We start from the raw sequence: 17,058 nt of genomic DNA on the forward strand, positions 1-17,058 counted from the left end.
GCGGCCCCGGGGCCCGACCGACGGGAGCGGCCGCGCGGCGGGACGATCCCCAGAACACGTTCTAGGGTGGCCGGTGGTGGGTCCCGGCACCGGAACCCATCGGCCACGACCGACAGGGGAGCACCTTGCCCGACGAACCCACCCCCCTCGACCCCGGCCACTGGGCCGCCCGGCTGTCCGACCTCGCCGAGCGGCACGGCGTCCCCGGCGCCCAGCTCGGCATTCTGCGCCCGGCCTCCGATGGGGGCGAGGAGGCCATCGCGGTGGCGCACGGCGTCCTGGACGCGGACACCGGGCACCCCGTCGCCCCCCGCTCCGCCTTCCAGATCGGGTCGGTCTCCAAGGTCTGGACCGCCACCGTCGTCATGGGACTGGTCGAGGAGGGCCTGCTGGCCCTGGACACCCCGGTCGCGGAGGTCCTGCCCGAACTCGTCCCCTCCGCCGACGCGACCACCGCCGGGGTCACCGTCCGCCACCTGCTCACCCACACCAGCGGCATCGACGGCGACCTGTTCACCGACACCGGCCGCGGCGACGACGCGATCGAGCGGTACGTGGAGCAGCTCGCCGACGCCGTCCGCGTCCACCCCCTGGGCGCCACCTTCTCCTACTGCAACTCCGGGTTCGTGCTGCTGGGACGGATCATCGAACGCCTCACCGGGCAGGTATGGGACGAGGCGATGCGCGAACGCCTCTTCGCTCCGCTGGGCCTGGAGCGCACCGGCACCCTGCCCGAGCACGCCCTGCTGAACGACCCCGCGACCGGCCACGTCGAGGGCCTGCCCGACCCGGTGCGGACCGCGCAGTGGGGGCTGCCCCGGGCCATCGGCCCGGCCGGCGGCATCACCGCCGACGTCGGCGACGTGCTGCGCTTCGCCGCCGCCCACCTGCGCGGCGGCACCACGGCCGACGGTGACCGCCTGCTGTCCGCGGACACCGTCCGCGCCATGGCCGAGCCGCAGGTACGGCTGCCCGACCCCCACACCCTCGGCGACTCCTGGGGGCTGGGCTGGATCCGCTACGACTGGGACGGGCACCGGGCCATCGGCCACGACGGCAACACCATCGGCCAGTCCGCGTTCCTGCGACTGCTGCCCGAGACGGGCCTGGCCGTCGCCCTGCTCACCAACGGCGGCCGCACCCGCGACCTCTACCAGGACCTGTACCGGGAGGTGTTCGACGCCCTGGCCGGGGTGCGCGTCCCCGACGCCCTGGAACCGCCCGCCGCCCCGCCGCACCACGACGTCACCCCGCACCTGGGCGTGTACGAGGGCGCCGCCGGACGCCTGGAGGTGCTGGCGGGCGCGGACGGCCCGGTGCTGCGCAGCACCGCCCTGGGCCCGCTGGCCGAACTGCGGCCCGACCCCGTCCAGGAGCACCCCATGGCGGCGGTCGCCCCCGGTGTGTACGCCACCCGCTCCGAGGACGCCCTGACCTGGGCCCCGGTGACCTTCTACCGCCTGGACACGGGGGAGGGGTACGCCCACCGCAACGGCCGCGCCCTGCCCCGGGCGGGCTCACCCGCCGTGTAGGGCCGCGGCGGTCGCCGTACCGCGGATCCCGGCGGGCGGGCCCTGGTAGAGGACCCGCCCGCCGCGCTCGCCCGGACCGGGCCCCAGGTCGATGAGGTGGTCGGCGTGGCGCATGACGTCCACGTCGTGCTCGACGACGACCACGGTGTGCCCCCGCCCGACCAGCCGGTCCAGCACCCCGAGCAGCACCGCGACGTCGCGCGGGTGCAGCCCGGTGGTGGGCTCGTCCAGGACGTACAGGGACGGCCCGGCGGCGTCGCGCAGCTCCCGGGCGATCTTGAGGCGCTGGCACTCGCCGCCGGACAGGCTCGTCAGCGGGCGGCCCAGGCGCAGGTGGCCCAGGCCCACCCGGTCCAGGCGGCGCAGCGCCGCCCGGATCGCCTGGTCGGGCAGCAGGGCGAGGGCCTCGGTGACCGTCAGGGCGTCGATGTCGGCGATGGTCAGCCCGGCCACCCGGTGGCGCAGCACCTCGTCGGTGAAGCGCCGGCCCCCGCAGACCGGGCACAGGACCTCCTCGGCCTCCAGGAACGCCAGGTCCACACGGACCGTGCCCAGCCCGCGGCACTCGGGGCAGGCGCCCGCGGAGTTGGCGCTGAACCGGCTCGCGGGCAGCCCGCTGCGTTCGGCGAACAGGGCCCGCAGCGGTGCGGCGATCCCGGTGTAGGTGACGGGGGTGGACCGCCGGTGTGCGGTCACCGGCCGCTGGTCGAGCACCACCGCACCGTGCCCGGCGACCAGCTCCGCCGCCAGGCTGGACTTGCCCGATCCGGCGACGCCGGTCAGGACGGTGAGCACCCCGGTGGGGACGTCCACGGTGACGTCCTTGAGGTTGTTGCGGCGGGCGCCGCGCACCGTGAGCGCCCCGGTGGCCGGGCGGGGCGCGGCGCGGACCGGCACCCGGGCGGCCAGGGCGGCGGCGGTGGCCGTGCCCGCGGACCGCAGCGCGTCGAAGGTCCCCCGGTGGACCACCCGGCCCCCGTCGGCCCCGGCCCCCGGGCCGATCTCGACGACCTCGTCGGCGGCCGCCATGACGACCGGGTCGTGCTCGACCACCAGGACCGTGTTGCCCAGGTCGCGCAGCCGGGCCAGCATTTCCGTCATCGACTCGACGTCGCGCGGGTGCAGCCCGGTGGTGGGCTCGTCGAAGATGTAGATCATCCCCACCAGGCCGCCGCCCAGGTGCCGGACGGTCGTGATCCGCTGGGACTCCCCGCCGGACAGGGTCGTGGTGCCCCGCCCCGGGTGCAGGTACCCCAGCCCGATCCCGTCCAGGGCCCGCAGGCGGGCGTCGAGCCCGGCCGCCACGGGGGCCACGGCGGGGTCGTCCACCTCCCGCACCCAGTCGGCCAGGTCGGCGATCTCGGTGCGGGCGAGTTCGCCCAGGGTGCGGCCGCGGACCGTGGCGGCGCGGGCCGCCGCGTTCAGCCGCTCGCCCCCGCACTCCGGGCAGTGCGCCGCCCGGGTGAACCGGGCCGTCACCTCGCGCTTGCGTTCGGAGGTCTCCCCGGCGGCGCGCAGGTGGATGCGCTCGAACCGCTCCACGACCCCCTCGTACTCGCGCGCGGGCCGGGTGCCCAGCCGCGCCGCGTGCTCGCCGCCGTACAGCAGGGCGCGGCGCTCGTCCTCGGTCCATTCGCGCAGCGGGGTGTCGGCGGTGAAGGCGCCGATGTCGGCGTAGCGTTCGTACCAGTGGCGGCCGGCGCCGAACCCCGGCACCCGGATCGCGCCCTGGGCCAGCGACAGGTCGAGGTCCAGGAACCGGTCGACGGCGCTCACCACGGTCTCGCCCAGTCCCGAGCAGGCGGGGCACATCCCCGAGGGGTCGTTGAACGAGAACCGGGAGGCCTCGCCCACGTGCGGGGTGCCGATCCGGGAGAACAGCAGCCGCAGGTAGGTCCAGATCCCGGTGGCGGTGCCGACGGTGGAGCGGGCGTTGCCGCCCAGCCGCCGCTGGCCGACGACCACCACGGGGGACAGCCCCTCGATGAGGTCGGCGTCGGGGCGGGTCCACTTGGGCAGCCTCTCCCGGGCGAACGGCGGGAAGGTCTCGTTGAGGCGGTGTCCGGCCTCGGCCGCGACCGTGCCGAACACCAGCGACGACTTGCCCGAACCCGACACACCCGCGAACACCACCAGGCGTCCGCGCGGGATGTCGAGGTCGATGGACTTGAGGTTGTTGGTCCGCACTCCGCGCAGGCGGACCACCGCGTTGGTCTCCATGACGGCGACGCTAGAAGCAGATGCGGCCGGAATCCGGCCGCGATTTCGGCGAGACTGGACCCATGGCGGACGTCACCGGGCGCATCCTCGCCCTGCTCACCACACTCCAGTCCGGCCGGTCGTTCACCGGGGAGGAACTGGCCGCGCGGCTGGAGGTCAGCCCCCGGACCCTGCGCCGCGACGTGGAGCGCCTGCGCGGCTACGGCTACGTGGTGAGCACCCGTCCCGGGCCCGGCGGCCACTACCGGCTGGTCGCGGGCGGTTCCGTGCCGCCGCTGGTGTTCGACGACGACGAGGCGACCGCGACCCTGCTGGCGCTGGCCGCCCTGGCGGCGGGCGGCGCGGCCGAGGGCGGCAGCGTGGAGGAGGCCGCCACCCGCGCCTACGGCAAGGTCGACCAGTACCTGCCCGCGCGGCTGCGGCACCGCGCCGCCCGGCTCCGGGAGAGCCTGGAGAGCACGACCCCGCCCGGGCCGGGCACCGCGGCCGGGAGCCTGGCCGCCCTGGCCGACGCGGTCCGGGACCGGCGGATCGTCGCCTTCGACTACCGGGGGCGCACCGGGCGGGCGTCCTCGCGTCGGGTCGAGCCCCACCGGCAGGTCCACCACCGGGGCCGCTGGTACCTGCTGGCCTGGGACACCGGCCGGGAGGACTGGCGGGTGTTCCGCACCGACCGCATCGACGGCCTGCGGACGACGCACGACACCTACGCGCCCCGGCCGCTGCCCGCCGACACCGCCGCGGAGTACCTGCGGCGCGGCCTGGACCGGGAGCGCACCCGGGTCGTCCTCACCGTGGCCGCGCCCGCGGCGGCGGTCGCCGACGCCTTCGCCGAGCACGACGCCGAGGTCGAGCCGCTGGCGGGGGAGCGGACCCGGGTGGCGGTCATGGCCGACACCTGGGAGTGGCTGCTCACGCCCCTGGCGTTCCTGGACGCCGACGTCACCGTGCACGGGCCGCCACAGGTGCGGGCGGCCCTGCGGGCCTTCGGCGGCCGCCTGTCGGGTCAGGGGGAGTGAGCCGTCCGGTACCCGCCGCGCCGCTCCGGCGGAGCGGCGCCGACCGGTCCGGTACCGCAAAGCCGGGCGTTGGACGTCCGCCGGCCCCGGCCCGCGGGCGGCCGTCAACGGCGGAGCCCGAACCCGAAAGGGTCGCCGCCCCCCTGCGCTGGGGCGGTAACAGAGCGCACGCGCGGCGTTCACCGGGCCGCGACCGATGGTCCCCGACCGTTCACACCGCGTTGCCCACGGGCGGTTACCGTCGCTGCGTCAGCGTTCCCCGGCAGAAAGGCACCCCCCGTGTCCCCCCTCGCCGCCCGCCGTGCCCTCGCCCTGTTCGGCTCGACCCTGCTCGCCCTGACCGCGGTCACCGCCACCGCGCCCGCCGCGACCGCGGCCACCGACCCCGAGCGCGTGATCCTCACCCCCACCGCCGACCCCGCCACCTCGCAGACCCTCACCTGGCGCTCGGAGGGCTCCGGCGACCCGGTGCTCCAGATCGCCCCGGCCGCCGACCCCGACCGGGTCGACACCGTCGGGGGCGAGGACACCGCCTCGGTCCACGGCACCTTCCACGCCGCCACCGCCACCGGCCTGACCCCGGGAACCGACTACCGGTACCGCGTCGGCGACGGGGCCTCCTTCAGCCCCTGGCGGGTCTTCACCACCGCCTCCTCCGGCGCCGACCCCTTCACGTTCCTGTACTTCGGCGACATCCAGAACGGCATCTCCACCGGCGGCGCCACCATGGTCCGGGCCGCCCTGGCCGCCGAACCCGACGCCGAACTGGCCGTCCACGCCGGGGACCTCATCAACTCGGCCAACAGCGAGTCCGAGTGGACCGAGTGGTTCGACGCCGTCGGCCCCGAGGCCGCGGGCACCATGAACCACATCACCACCCCGGGCAACCACGAGTACTCGCTGCTGTCCCTGAGCCGCTACTGGACCGCCCAGTTCCCCGGCGCGGGCAACGGCCCCACCGGCGGCCGCCACCTGCCCGACACCGTGTACCACACCGACTACCAGGGCGTGCGGTTCGTCTCCCTGAACTCCAACTACCGCAACGCCGCGCCGCTGAGCACCCGCTGGTGGCTGAACACCCAGCAGCGGTGGCTGGAGGACACCCTGGAGTCCAACCCCCACGAGTGGACGGTGGTCACCTTCCACCACCCCGTCTTCTCCAACAGCCCCAGCCGCGACAACCGGCCGCTGCGCGACGCCTGGCTGGACACCCTGGAGGAGTACGACGTCGACCTGGTCCTCCAGGGCCACGACCACTCCTACGCCCGCGGCAACCTCACCGCCAACCGCACCGACGACCCGGCCGTGCAGACCGGGCCCGTCTACACCGTCGCGGTGACCGGCACCAAGATGTACGACGTCTCCGACGACAACTGGACCTCCAACGGCGCCGAGGCCCGCGTCCAGCTCGCCGACACCCCGACCTTCCAGGCGGTGGAGGTCGACGGCGACCGGCTGGTCTACACCGCGCGCACCGCCGACGGCACGGTGGTGGACGCCTTCACCATCGACAAGGGCGACGGCAAGCGCGTCACCGACACGTTCTGATCCCCGCGCGCCCCGGCCCGGGGCGCCGGGTTCCGCCGCGACGTGCTCTCCCCGCGTCCTGCCGCTTCGCGGGGAGGGGGCGTCCGGTCGGCGCCCGGTCGGCCGGCCGGTAGGGCTCGTCGATCACCCGCAGGCCCCGCGAACGCCCGCGCCCCGGCCCGGGGCGCCGGGTTCCGCCGCGACGTGCTCTCCCCGCGTCCTGCCGCTTCGCGGGGAGGGGGCGTCCGGCCGGCGCCCGGTCGGCCGGCCGGTAGGGCTCGTCGATCACCCGCAGGCCCCGCGAACGCCCGCCCGGCGGGCGGCGGCTCCACCGTCGGCACCGGAACACGAAGTCCCCTGAACGCGGCCGCGCCGACCGCACCGGGAGCGCGGGCGCCTCCCGGGGCCCCACCGGGCCGGGCTCAGGAGGGGAAGGCCGGGGGAGGCGGGACCCACCGGTCGGCCCGGGAAGCGGTGGAGGTGAGGCCGTACTCCTCCCGGAGTCGTTCGGGAACGGCGTACTGCATGACCCTGCCCCGGGTGAGGGAGCTGAGCTCCAGGTGGGTGGTGAGGTGGCCGAGCCGGTCCAGTGCCCAGGCCCCCAGCGGGGAGCGGTCCTCGACGGTCTCCAGGACGCCCAAGAGCGCGGGGGAGGCCCTGACGGCCGTGTCCCAGGCGCTGCGCGGGACCTGGAGCCAGTCGGCGCAGGTGTCGCCCATGAGGTAGCGGATGAGGGCGGCGACCACGGGGTCCAGGAGGGTTCCGGGAACGACCTCCTCGTAGAGGTCGATGAGCTGGCGGGTCAGCCGCGCGCCCTCCTCGGAGGGCCCCATGTACCGGGTCATGTACAGGTCGGAGAACAGGCGGGCCTCCTCCAGGTCGGCCGGGGCCTGCCCGGGGCCGATCCCGAGCATCTCGCCGACGACGCGCCAGGCGTAGAAGTAGGACGCCGCGCCCTCGGCCGACATGTGGACGCCCAGGCGGTGCAGGGCGTCCAGGACCTGGATCGAGAAGATCATCAGGCCGCCGATCATGTCCTCCTGGCAGATCGGGGTGCCCAGCGCCTCCTCGTCCCAGAGCCCCTCGCGGCGCATGTGGTAGCGGATGGAGGCGTGCAGCAGGCGCACCTTCTGGACCGCGGGGACGAACCGGCTCCCCGCCTCGAAGGCGTCGGGCCGCATCAGGTAGACGGTGAACTGCCCGGTCTCGGCCATCCGCCGCGAGGGGTACTCCAGGCCGTGGGTGGCGCTGAGCAGCCTGGCCACGTGCGGGATGACATAGCAGGCGGGCATGGCGGAGAAGGCCAGGGCGGTGGAGATGTGCACGTTGTTGTCGATGAAGAACAGCCGGGCCCGCTCCATCTCGTCCCAGTCGACCCAGTCGGGCGGTGCGGCGGTCGCCCGCAGGTACTCGTGGGCCACGTCCGGCAGCCCCTCGGGCGGCTCCTGTCCGGCCGCGGAGAAGTAGCGCATGAGGGTGTTGAACCTGCCGACCTCCCCGCGCTCGAACAGTGTCGCCACCGTGCCGTCGGCGAGCTCGTCCCCCACGAGCCGTAGCGCGCTCATGGACTCCGGTGTGTGCTGCATGGCATCCTCTCGGCGGCTCAGTGCTGTCGGTCCGCGGCCAGGGCCGCCATGTGGGACAGGGCGGCGGCGGCCTCACCGGGCACGCCCGCGCGGGCGAGGGCCGCGGTCGCCGCCCGGGTGCGCCGGGTGATCATCTCCTCGACGCGGTCCGGGGCCCCGGTGCGCCGCGTGATCGTCCGGACCCTGGCCAGGCCTTTCCCGTCCAGGTCGCGCCGGCCGAGCAGGGCGCGCAGCTCGCGCCGCTCGGCCGCGGTGGCGGCCGACCAGGTCTCGGCGAACAGGACGGTCGGCCGGTCGCCCCGGACGTCGTCCAGGTTCGACTTGCCCGTGCGCTCCGGGTCGCCGAAGAGCCCCAGCAGGTCGTCCCGGAGCTGGAAGGCCTCGCCCAGGGGGATCCCGTAGGCGGTGAAGGCCTCCATCAGGGCCCCCGGAGCACCGGCCATCGCGCCGCCGATGTGCAGGGGGTGCTCGACCGTGTACTTGGCCGTCTTGTAGCGGATGACCTGGAGCGACCTGGCCGTGTCGGGACGGGAGCCGGTGCGCAGGACTTCCAGGCACTCCCCGGCGACCAGCTCGCGGGCCATGACCGACCACGGCCCGCGGGCGCGGGCCAGGTAGGCCGAGGGCAGGCCGCAGAGGAGGAACATCTGTCCGGCCCACGCCATCAGCAGGTCCCCGGTGAGCAGGGCCAGGGCGCGGCTCCGGGCCTGGGGGCGGCTCCCGCCGGCGAGCGCCGCTCGCAGGGCGGTGTGCGCGCTCGGAGCACCGTGGCGCATCGGGCTCTCGTCGATGAGGTCGTCGTGGACGACCGCCGCCGCGTGCACCAGCTCCATCGCCGCGGCGGCCCTGACCAGGGCGTCGCTGTCCGGCTGCCCGGCCGCGCGCCACCCCCAGTAGCAGAACGCGGCGCGCAGGCGCTTGCCGCCGGCCACCGCCGCGGTCAGCTGTTCGGCGACGGGCAGCAGATCGGCGTCGACGGCGAGGAGGAGCTCGGTCTCCTGCCGCGCGAAGGCCTCCAGCTCCGTGTCCACCCGCGCCCGGAACAGGGCCTGCTCCGGCGGCTCAGGCATCGCCCCGGCCGGATCCCCGGGCGCCGGCACGACGGGCGAGCAGCTCCATGTGGGACTCGGTCGCGCGGGCGTGCCGCCGCAGCGCCAGGAGCCCCCGCCGCCTCAGCTCCTCCCGGCCGTCCCGGGCCAGTGCCGCCAGGTCCGACCGGCCCAGCAGCGACCCGGCCCTGCGCAGGGCCGTTCCGACACCCTCGATGACCAGGTCGGCGGCCCCGGCCGCGATCAGTACCGGATCACTCACGCGTTCGCCCTCGGCACCGTCACCGGTGTGCGCCACAGTGCTGTTCTCCCGTCCACGTCCGGCACGACAGTGACCACGGCTCCGGAGAAAAGGACCGATATTTCGGAGGTGCGCCGTGGCTCCTTTTCCGAGGATCATCTTCGGCCATGAAGGCATTTGTCAATGCGCTGGTGTGATCCGGTGCGTTTTATTGGGGGGTGTGGCGTGCTTCTTTCTCGCGGGAATCGGACAATAGTGATAAGAATCAGACAAGAAGGAAGAAAAAGATCCGTGATATTCCGTCCGGGGTCAAGGGCCCGGTCCGGAGCCTCACGGTTTCACCGCCTCCGGCCGGAGTTCGTGCCGGTTCATATCGCCGCGGGCGGACGGCCGCAACCCTGGCCGCCCGAGCCGTCCGCGAGTGTCCGGGCCCTCGTGCCGGGGGAGCTCCACGTGCGCGGTCCGGGCCGGGGCCCGGTGCTGTCGGTGTTCTCCGTATTCCGGTCGTCGACGCGGGAGAATTGGGTTTTTATAATGACTCGTGTTATTTCCGAGTTTTGTCGGATGCGGGCGGGTGGATGTGTTCGCGTGCTCCTTTTTCGGTCCCCGGCGGAGCGGCGATGGGGCCCGGCCGGGACATCCCCGGGCCGGGCCCCGGGAACGCCCGGGCCCTGCCTCCCCGGCCGTCCCGGAGACGGCCGGGGAGACCCGCCGGGCTGGTTCAGGACTGCGCCTTCTCCGCCTTCTCCGGTTCGGCGTCCCAGCACCGCACGTGGGGCAGCTCCGGCAGCCGGTCCGCGGTGAAGACCGGGTCCAGGCCCTGCCTGCGCTGGTCCGTGTAGTCCTTGAGCAGCTTGAGCGCGACGCCCGCCAGCGGCACGACCGCCGCCAGGTTGACCAGCGCCATGAAGCCCATGGTCGTGTCGGACAGCGTCCACACCAGCTGGATCGAGCCGATGGAGCCCAGGAAGGTCGCCACCAGGAAGACCCACTTGTAGGAGGTCAGCAGCTTCTCGCTCGGGTTGAGGAAGCCGATGTTGGACTCGCCGTAGTAGTAGTTGCCCAGCACCGAGGTGAAGGCCAGCAGGAAGATGATGACGGTCAGCGCGTGCACCGCCCAGGTGCCCAGGTTCGCGCCCAGCGCGTCCTGGGTCATCGTGGCGCCCAGGTCCTCGCCGTAGACGGGGTTGGAGACCAGGATGATGAAGGCGGTGACCGAACAGACGACCAGCGTGTCGAAGTAGACGCCCAGGGTCTGCACCAGGCCCTGCTTGACCGGGTGGCTGACGCTCGCCGTCGCGCCCGCGTTGGGCGCCGATCCCAGTCCGGCCTCGTTGGAGAACATCCCGCGGCGCACGCCCTGGATGATCGCCGTGCCCAGACCGGCGGCGGCGATCTCGCGCAGCCCGAAGGCGTGGGCGAACATGAGCGAGACGACCCCGGGGATCTTCTCCAGGTTCATCAGGACGACCGCGATGCCCAGCAGCAGGTAGGCCAGCGCCATGAACGGCACCAGCAGCTGGGCGACGTGGGCGATGCGCCGGATGCCGCCGAAGATCACCGCGGCGGTCAGCGCCACCAGCCCGACGCCGATGAGCGCGGGCAGCCACGGCATGGCGTCGGTGTCGGCGCCCAGTTCGGCCGCGGAGCCGACGAGGGTGCTGGAGATCGTGTTCGACTGCACGGCGTTGAAGACGAAGCCGAAGGTCACCGTGATGGTGATCGCGAAGACCACGCCCAGCCAGCGCCGCCCGAGCCCGTACTGCATGTAGTAGGCGGGGCCTCCCCGGAAACCGCCCTTGTAGGGCACCTTCCACAGCTGCGCGAGTGTGGACTCCACGAAGCTGGCCGCGCCGACGAGGAGGGCCATGAGCCACATCCACACCACGGCGCCGGGACCGCCCAGGGAGATCGCGGTGGCCACGCCCGCGACGTTGCCGGTGCCGACCCGGGCCGCCGCGGACACCGCGAACGCCTGGAAGGAGGAGATGGACCGCTTTCCGTCGTCGTCCGTCTGCGTGGAGCCGCCGAGCGCGCGGAACATGTCGGGGAGCAGGCGCAGCTGCACCAGCCCCAGGCGGACGGTGAAGTACAGGCTCGCGGCGACCAGCACCACGATGACCAGGGGCCAGAAGAGGTCGTTGTTGAAGGCGCCGATGGCGTCGGTCAACCCTTGCATGGGAGAGAGGCTCACCGTTTCCACAGAGGAGGGAGGACAGTACGAAGGGCCTTTCTCGCCTGATTCGTCCGCATCAAACACGGAGCGACCGTTAGGGGACTTCCTGTCACGTAATCGTTGCCCGGCCGTGGTGGTGCCGGAACCCGTGTGGAGGGGATCACAGCCGGACCCGAGACGGTTCCCCTGTGGCCTGTGGGGTGCGAGTGCAACCCGAACGGTCATGGGGCGCTGTACGGTCGAGACGGACGGTTCCGGGTCCCGCCCCCGGCGGCGGGACCGGGCCCACGCCCGGAACGATGGGGACCACGGTGAACGAGAACGACCGGTACGGGGACGCGGCGCCCGCGCGGGTGAGCGCGGCGCAGGTGGACGAGGCGGCAGCCCGCCTCGCCGACGTCATCCCGCCGACCCCGCTCCAGCGCAACGAGCGCCTGTCCGCGCGGTACGGCCTGGACGTGCGGCTCAAACGCGAGGACCTCAACGCCGTCCGCTCCTACAAGGGGCGCGGCGCCCTCAACTTCGTGCGCTCGCTCGACCCGGAGCGCCGCGAACGGGGCGTGGTCTGTGCGAGCGCGGGCAACCACGCCCAGGGGGTGGCGTTCGCGTGCGCGTCCCTGGGGATCCGGGCGCGCATCCACCTGCCCAGGACCACCCCGCGTCAGAAGCGCGAGCGGGTGACCGCGCTGGGCGGGGAGAGCGTGAGCGTCATCGTCGCCGGGGACACCTACGACGACGCCGCCGCGGCCGCCCGGGCCGACGCCGAGGGCCTGGGGATGACCCTGCTGCCCGCCTTCGACGACCCGCGCACCATCGCCGGGCAGGGCACCGTGGTCAAGGAGATCGTGGAACAGCTCGGCCGGGCCCCCGACGCCGTCGTGGTCCCGGTGGGCGGCGGCGGACTCCTGGCCGGGACGCTCACCTGGCTGCGCGGGCACCACCGGCGGGTCCGGGTGATCGGCGCCGAACCGGCGGGGGCCGCGAGCATGGCGGCCGCCCTGCGCGCGGGGCGGCCGGTGGACCTGGAGCACCTCGACCCGTTCGTGGACGGCGCCGCCGTGCGCCGGGTCGGCCGCATCACCCACGCGGTGGCGGCCGAACGCCCGCCGCACCTGGTCGCGGTACCCGAGGGGCGCATCTGCCGGGAGATGCTCGACCTGTACCAGACCGATGGGATCATCAGCGAACCCGCGGGTGCGCTCGCCTCCGCCGCCCTCGATCTGGACGTCGACCTCCCGGAGGGCGCGACGGTCGTGTGCGTGCTCTCCGGCGGGAACAACGACGTGAGCCGGTACGCCGAGATCGTCGAGCGGGCGCTGGTCCACGAGGGGCGCAAACACTACTTCCTGGTGGACTTCCCCCAGGAGCCGGGGGCGCTGCGCCGCTTCCTCGACGACATCCTGGGGCCGGACGACGACATCACCCGGTTCGAGTACGTCAAGCGCAACAACCGCGAGACCGGCCCGGCCCTGGTGGGTGTGGAACTGGGGTCGCCGGAGGACCTGGAGCCCATGCTCAAGCGCATGGAGGCCGCCCCGCACCGTATCGAGCGGGTGCGCCCGGACAGCCCTCTCTTCGGATTCCTGGTCTGACCCCGTGCACGACCGCGCCGCGGAGCAGACCGAACCGTGCACCGCCTGCGGCGGAGCCCGGACCGGGTGGGCCGCCCAGTCCGTCGAGGACGGCCGCCTGCACCGGACGCTCGAATGGCTCTGTGCCTGCGGTCAGGTCTGCGACCGGGGCAGGGGCCCGGCCCCGGGCGGGGTCCGCGAGGCGGTGATCGCCCGCCACGGGACGCACCTCCTCGTCCTGGCCGATCCGCAGACCCGGAGCGGCGCGGTCCCCAAGGCCTTCCGTGACGTGTTCGGCCTGTCCCTCGTCGAGGCCGCGCGGGCGGCCGCGGCGCTGCGCGGCCCGGGGTGGGAGGGCACCCACCCCGAAGTCCGGCTCCTGGCCGAACTCCTGGCCTCGGCGGGCCTGCCCACCGCCGTCCACTGACCCGACCGGCGGGTCAGCCGCCGGGGAGGAGGTCGGGGCGGACGGCGCGGAACGCGCGGACGAGCTCGCCGTGCCGGGCCCGGTTCGGTTTGATCCGCATCTTCTCGCCCTCCAGGCCGACCCGGTGCGGCATGCCCGGCGTTCGCGCACGAGACCGATGCCCCGGCCGCCGACCTTCACGCCCTGCTGCGCCAGGTGGCGCGGACCGATGGCCACCAGTCCGAGGATCGGCACGAGCAGAACGACGCCGAGGGCCCCGAACACCATCAGGCCACCGGACAGGTCCTCGACGTTGCCGTTGACGTACGCGGCGTACCGGGCGCCCACGCCGAGCCCCACGGGCACCAGCAGGATCAGGCCGAAGACGATCCAGTAGGCGATCCAGGAGAGCACCTCGTCCTTGCGCACGTCCACCCGGCCGGAGCCGGGCGCGGGGGAGGAGGCGGGCATGGGGGTCCTGTCGTGAGGCGGTCCGACAAGCCGACCGTACCGGGAACCCCGGGGTCAGATGTGCGCCACGACCGTCCGCACCGGGTGCCCCAGGGCCTGCGCCACCCGGGTGGGCTCGTCGGCGGGGTGGCGTCCGCGTGTGAGCGGCGCGAGAGCACGTGGTTCCGTCTCGGGGGCCTGACGTACGCGCTGCGGGGAAGAACATCAGCCAGGTGTCGGCGATGTCCGTGTGTTCTTCTCACCGGTAACGACCACTCGGTTCCGGACCGGCGGGGCCGCCGCCGACCGGATACGGGCCTGCGGGGCCGACGTACGTCCCCGCAGGGTGGTCACCGGTACATCGCCGCGATGGCGGTGAGGTCGGCGTCCGCGTGCCCGCCGGCGCTCGCCCGTTCGTATCCGGCCAGCGCGGTGCGGGTCATCGGCGTCTCGAAGCCGAGCTCCTCACCGAGCGCGGCCAGGTAGCCCAGGTCCTTGGCGACCAGCCGCACCGGGAAGTTCGGTGAGAAGTCGCCGGCGACCATGGCACCGATCGCGCGGGCGGCGGCCGGGCTGGTCACCGGCAGCTCGGTGAGCAGACCCAGCGACCCGGACAGGTCCAGCCCCGCGTGGTGGGCGGCGCCGATCAGTTCGGCCATGGCGGCGACCTGGGCGGCCAGTGACGCGTTCACTATCAGCTTCAGCGCGGCCGCGGTACCGTGCCCGCCGACGCGGTGGACCCGGGCCGCGCTGTTCCCCAGTACGTCGCGGGCGTCCGCGAGGACCTCGGGCGGGCCACCGACCAGGTGGACCAACGCGCGCGCCTCGGCCTGGGGGCGGGAGCCGAGCATCGGCGCCTCCAGGAACCGCAGCCCGGCGTGGTCCGCCGCGGTGGCCAGCCTCCGGATCCAGCCCGGGGACAGGGTGCTCGCCTCGATGGCGAGGGTGCCGCGCGGAGCCCCGGCCAGCACCCCGGTGCGCGGGTCGAGCCAGACGGACTCGGAGGCCTCGTCGTCGCTGACGGCGACGAGCACGACGTCCGCGCGGGCGGCGGCGTCCGCGGGGGACGCCGCCGCGGACGCGCCCTCCGCGACCAGCCTCCGCACCGGCTCGGGGGACCGGTTCGCCACGACCACCGGGTATCCGCCGGAGCACAGGTTGCGTGCCAGGCGGGCGCCCATCGCGCCGAGGCCGACCACCGCGACACTCGGTGGGGTCGCGGTCACCGCTCCTCCCCGGAGAAGGCGTGTTCGAACCCCTTGGGGTCGGTCCACCACAGTGCCGACATCTGCTCGGAGGTGGGGTCGGGGAAGATGTCGGTGTGCCCGGCGGCGAGGCCCTCCACGATCGCGTCCGCGACGGCCCGCGGCTCGGCCTTGGGCATGCCGTCGAACCCGGCGAGCATGTCGGTGTCGATGCCGCCGGGGTACACGCCGTGCACGGCGATGCCCCGTGAGCGCAGACCCGGGCGGATGGCCTGGGTGAAGGAGTGCAGAGCGGCTTTGGAGGCGGAGTAGCCGGCCATGGGCGGTGCGCCGGCCAGGGCGAGCAGCGACAGCACGTTGACCACGGCACCGCCGCCTGCGCTCTCGATGACCGGCGCGAAGGCGCGGACCAGGTCGACGGTGCCGGTGTAGTTGGTGGCCATCTCCAATGCGATGTGGTCCCGTTGCGCCGTGAACGGGTCGGCGAAGTGGGCCGCGCCGGCGTTGTTGATCAGCAGGGTGACGTCGGGCGCCTGCGCGACGGCGGCGGCGATGTCGGCGGGGGAGGTCAGGTCGAGCCTGATCGGGATCACCCGGTCGGGGTGTCCGGCCAGGGAGGCGGTGTCGCGGGCGGCCGCGTACACCCGCCGTGCGCCGCGCTCCGACAGGGCGTCGGTCAGGGCGCGGCCGAGGCCTCGGTTCGCGCCGGTGACCAGGGCGGTGGAGTTGTCGATGTCCATGCCCGAAACGCTAGAGACCCCCGCTGTTATCTGTCCAATACGGATTTATTCGCCTGTGATCAGTCCAGTTTATTAATGCTGATGTCGAGGATGATCTCGCGCAGCAGCGCCGCTCCCGGGTGCGCACTGCCCTCCAGCCGGGCCGGGCCGGTCACCAGGCGCGGCGCGGTCCCGGTCAGCGGCCGGAACACCACCCCCGAGCGGGAGAAACCGCGCGCCACGGACCGCGCCACGAACGCCACCCCCATGCCCGCGGCCACCAGGGCCAGGATGGTCTGCAACCCCGTGGCCTCGTGCGCGACCCGGGGTGCGAACCCCGCCGCCACGCAGGCGTCGGTGTACCGGTCGTAGGTCTGCGGTTCCAGTTCACGCGGGAACAGCACGAACGCGTCCTCCGCCAGGTCGGCCAGCGCGATGGTGTCCTCACCGGCCAGCGGGTGTTCGGACGGCAGTGCGACACCGACCGGGTCTTCGAGCACCGGTGTGGCCTCCAGCCCGCTGCGCGGATCGACCGGGAGGTGCACCAGGCCCAGATCCAGCTGCCCCAGTTGCAGCAGCCGCACCTGATCGGCGCTCTTGCGCTCCTCGACCCGCACCTGCAAGGCCGGATGGCGCTCCCGCGCCGCCCGCAGCACCGCGGGCAGCAGGCTGTACAGCGCCGTCCCCACGAATCCGACACGGACCGTCGCCAGCTCCCCGCGCGCCACGCGCCCGCCGTCGTCGACCACCCGGTGCGCCTCCCCCAGCAGCCGGCGGGCCCCGGCGAGCAGTACCTCTCCGGCGGGTGTCAGCCGGACCCCTCGGCGGTTCCGGGCCAGCACCTGGTACCCCAGCGCGTCCTCCAGCGCCTTGACCCGGTAGCTCAGACCCGGCTGGCTCAGATGGAGCCGGGCCGCGGCCCGGCCGAAATGCAACTCCTCGGCCACCACCGAGAACAACCTCAGGTCCCCGAGGCCGACCGCGATCTCCCCGTCCCCGATCCCCGCCATCTCCGCCCGTCCTCCCACCCGGTCCTCACCGCACGCCGACCACAACGTAGCGGGCCGACCGAGGCCGCGGGGCCCGCCCGGCGCACCGGGTCCGGGGCTCCGTTCGGACATGCCGAAAGCGATGCCGGGGACATGGCGACGCACATCGGTTCCGACGACACCTGGGCGGTGTCCCGCCCAGGCCGGGAACGGGACCTCGACCCGCGCGCGGAGCCGGGCGGGTTCCTGTGCACGCGCCGCGCCCGGTTCAAGCCCTTCGACGTCGGACTCACCGACTACGGCGGCCGGCGCAGTCGGCCGGGGTGTCGATGGCGTACTGCACGCGCCTGGGGCAGGGCCACGGCCGC

General features: G+C 74.0%; 13 protein-coding genes. 5 read left to right on the top strand and 8 right to left on the bottom strand.

Features of this window, described 5'->3' with window-relative positions; all coding sequences use genetic code 11:
* The first annotated feature begins 125 nt into the window (after positions 1-125).
* On the top strand, positions 126-1,532 hold the full coding sequence (locus QJS33_RS19040) for a serine hydrolase (RefSeq protein WP_306369368.1): 1,407 nt from the start codon (positions 126-128) through the stop codon (positions 1,530-1,532).
* Here QJS33_RS19040 and QJS33_RS19045 read toward each other — a convergent pair.
* Entirely contained in the window at positions 1,518-3,752 is a 2,235-nt protein-coding gene (locus QJS33_RS19045) for an ATP-binding cassette domain-containing protein (RefSeq protein WP_306369369.1), read from the bottom strand. The two genes, QJS33_RS19040 and QJS33_RS19045, sit on opposite strands and share 15 nt — an antisense overlap.
* A gap of 62 nt (positions 3,753-3,814) precedes the next feature.
* On the opposite strand from QJS33_RS19045, the gene QJS33_RS19050 reads away from it, so the two are divergent.
* Together QJS33_RS19050 and QJS33_RS19055 are read left to right on the top strand one after the other, a co-directional pair.
* Positions 3,815-4,771, top strand: coding sequence for a YafY family protein (locus tag QJS33_RS19050; protein ID WP_306369370.1), 957 nt, complete (start codon positions 3,815-3,817; stop codon positions 4,769-4,771).
* Positions 4,772-5,050: 279 nt separating this feature from the next.
* Entirely contained in the window at positions 5,051-6,319 is a 1,269-nt protein-coding gene (locus QJS33_RS19055) for a metallophosphoesterase family protein (protein WP_306369371.1), read from the top strand.
* A gap of 401 nt (positions 6,320-6,720) precedes the next feature.
* Here the strand turns inward: QJS33_RS19055 and QJS33_RS19060 are convergent, their stop codons facing one another.
* The 4 genes from QJS33_RS19060 to QJS33_RS19075 all read right to left on the bottom strand — a co-directional run bounded on the left by QJS33_RS19060 (position 6,721) and on the right by QJS33_RS19075 (position 11,353).
* The gene (locus QJS33_RS19060) at positions 6,721-7,884 is read right to left on the bottom strand and encodes an oxygenase MpaB family protein (protein WP_306369372.1); all 1,164 of its coding nucleotides are present in this window, start codon (positions 7,882-7,884) and stop codon (positions 6,721-6,723) included.
* A 17-nt stretch (positions 7,885-7,901) separates the two neighbouring features.
* Positions 7,902-8,954: a polyprenyl synthetase family protein gene (locus tag QJS33_RS19065; RefSeq protein WP_306369373.1), complete on the bottom strand. Its 1,053-nt coding sequence runs from the start codon at positions 8,952-8,954 to the stop codon at positions 7,902-7,904.
* Positions 8,947-9,195, bottom strand: coding sequence for a hypothetical protein (locus QJS33_RS19070; protein ID WP_306369374.1), 249 nt, complete (start codon positions 9,193-9,195; stop codon positions 8,947-8,949). The genes QJS33_RS19065 and QJS33_RS19070 overlap by 8 nt, the downstream gene beginning before the upstream one ends.
* A 700-nt stretch (positions 9,196-9,895) precedes the next feature.
* Entirely contained in the window at positions 9,896-11,353 is a 1,458-nt protein-coding gene (locus QJS33_RS19075; RefSeq protein WP_306369375.1) for a sodium:alanine symporter family protein, read from the bottom strand.
* A gap of 308 nt (positions 11,354-11,661) precedes the next feature.
* On the opposite strand from QJS33_RS19075, the gene ilvA reads away from it, so the two are divergent.
* On the top strand, positions 11,662-12,942 hold the full coding sequence (ilvA, locus tag QJS33_RS19080; protein ID WP_306369376.1) for a threonine ammonia-lyase IlvA: 1,281 nt from the start codon (positions 11,662-11,664) through the stop codon (positions 12,940-12,942).
* A 4-nt stretch (positions 12,943-12,946) separates the two neighbouring features.
* Positions 12,947-13,348: a hypothetical protein gene (locus tag QJS33_RS19085; protein WP_306369377.1), complete on the top strand. Its 402-nt coding sequence runs from the start codon at positions 12,947-12,949 to the stop codon at positions 13,346-13,348.
* A 779-nt stretch (positions 13,349-14,127) separates the two neighbouring features.
* Here the strand turns inward: QJS33_RS19085 and QJS33_RS19090 are convergent.
* Genes QJS33_RS19090 through QJS33_RS19100 form a run of 3 tightly spaced genes read right to left on the bottom strand, consistent with a single transcriptional unit; the run spans position 14,128 to position 16,711 of the window.
* Complete coding sequence (locus QJS33_RS19090; RefSeq protein WP_306369378.1) at positions 14,128-15,003, bottom strand: NAD(P)-dependent oxidoreductase; 876 nt, start codon at positions 15,001-15,003, stop codon at positions 14,128-14,130.
* The gene (locus QJS33_RS19095) at positions 15,000-15,722 is read right to left on the bottom strand and encodes an SDR family oxidoreductase (protein ID WP_306369379.1); all 723 of its coding nucleotides are present in this window, start codon (positions 15,720-15,722) and stop codon (positions 15,000-15,002) included. Before QJS33_RS19095 ends, QJS33_RS19090 begins: the two co-directional genes overlap by 4 nt.
* A gap of 59 nt (positions 15,723-15,781) precedes the next feature.
* Positions 15,782-16,711: a LysR substrate-binding domain-containing protein gene (locus QJS33_RS19100; RefSeq protein WP_306369380.1), complete on the bottom strand. Its 930-nt coding sequence runs from the start codon at positions 16,709-16,711 to the stop codon at positions 15,782-15,784.
* Positions 16,712-17,058: the final 347 nt, after the last annotated feature.

This window comes from Nocardiopsis sp. CC223A (genome assembly GCF_030766825.1).
Taxonomy (GTDB): domain Bacteria; phylum Actinomycetota; class Actinomycetes; order Streptosporangiales; family Streptosporangiaceae; genus Nocardiopsis.

Excerpts from the sequence above, each read along its gene's own strand:
- QJS33_RS19045 (WP_306369369.1), bottom strand. The coding sequence starts at position 3,752 with ATGGAGACCAACGCGGTGGTCCGCCTGCGCGGAGTGCGGACCAACAAC.
- QJS33_RS19050 (WP_306369370.1), top strand. The coding sequence starts at position 3,815 with ATGGCGGACGTCACCGGGCGCATCCTCGCCCTGCTCACCACACTCCAG.
- QJS33_RS19060 (WP_306369372.1), bottom strand. The coding sequence starts at position 7,884 with ATGCAGCACACACCGGAGTCCATGAGCGCGCTACGGCTCGTGGGGGAC.
- QJS33_RS19065 (WP_306369373.1), bottom strand. The coding sequence starts at position 8,954 with ATGCCTGAGCCGCCGGAGCAGGCCCTGTTCCGGGCGCGGGTGGACACG.
- QJS33_RS19075 (WP_306369375.1), bottom strand. The coding sequence starts at position 11,353 with ATGCAAGGGTTGACCGACGCCATCGGCGCCTTCAACAACGACCTCTTC.
- QJS33_RS19095 (WP_306369379.1), bottom strand. The coding sequence starts at position 15,722 with ATGGACATCGACAACTCCACCGCCCTGGTCACCGGCGCGAACCGAGGC.
- QJS33_RS19100 (WP_306369380.1), bottom strand. The coding sequence starts at position 16,711 with ATGGCGGGGATCGGGGACGGGGAGATCGCGGTCGGCCTCGGGGACCTG.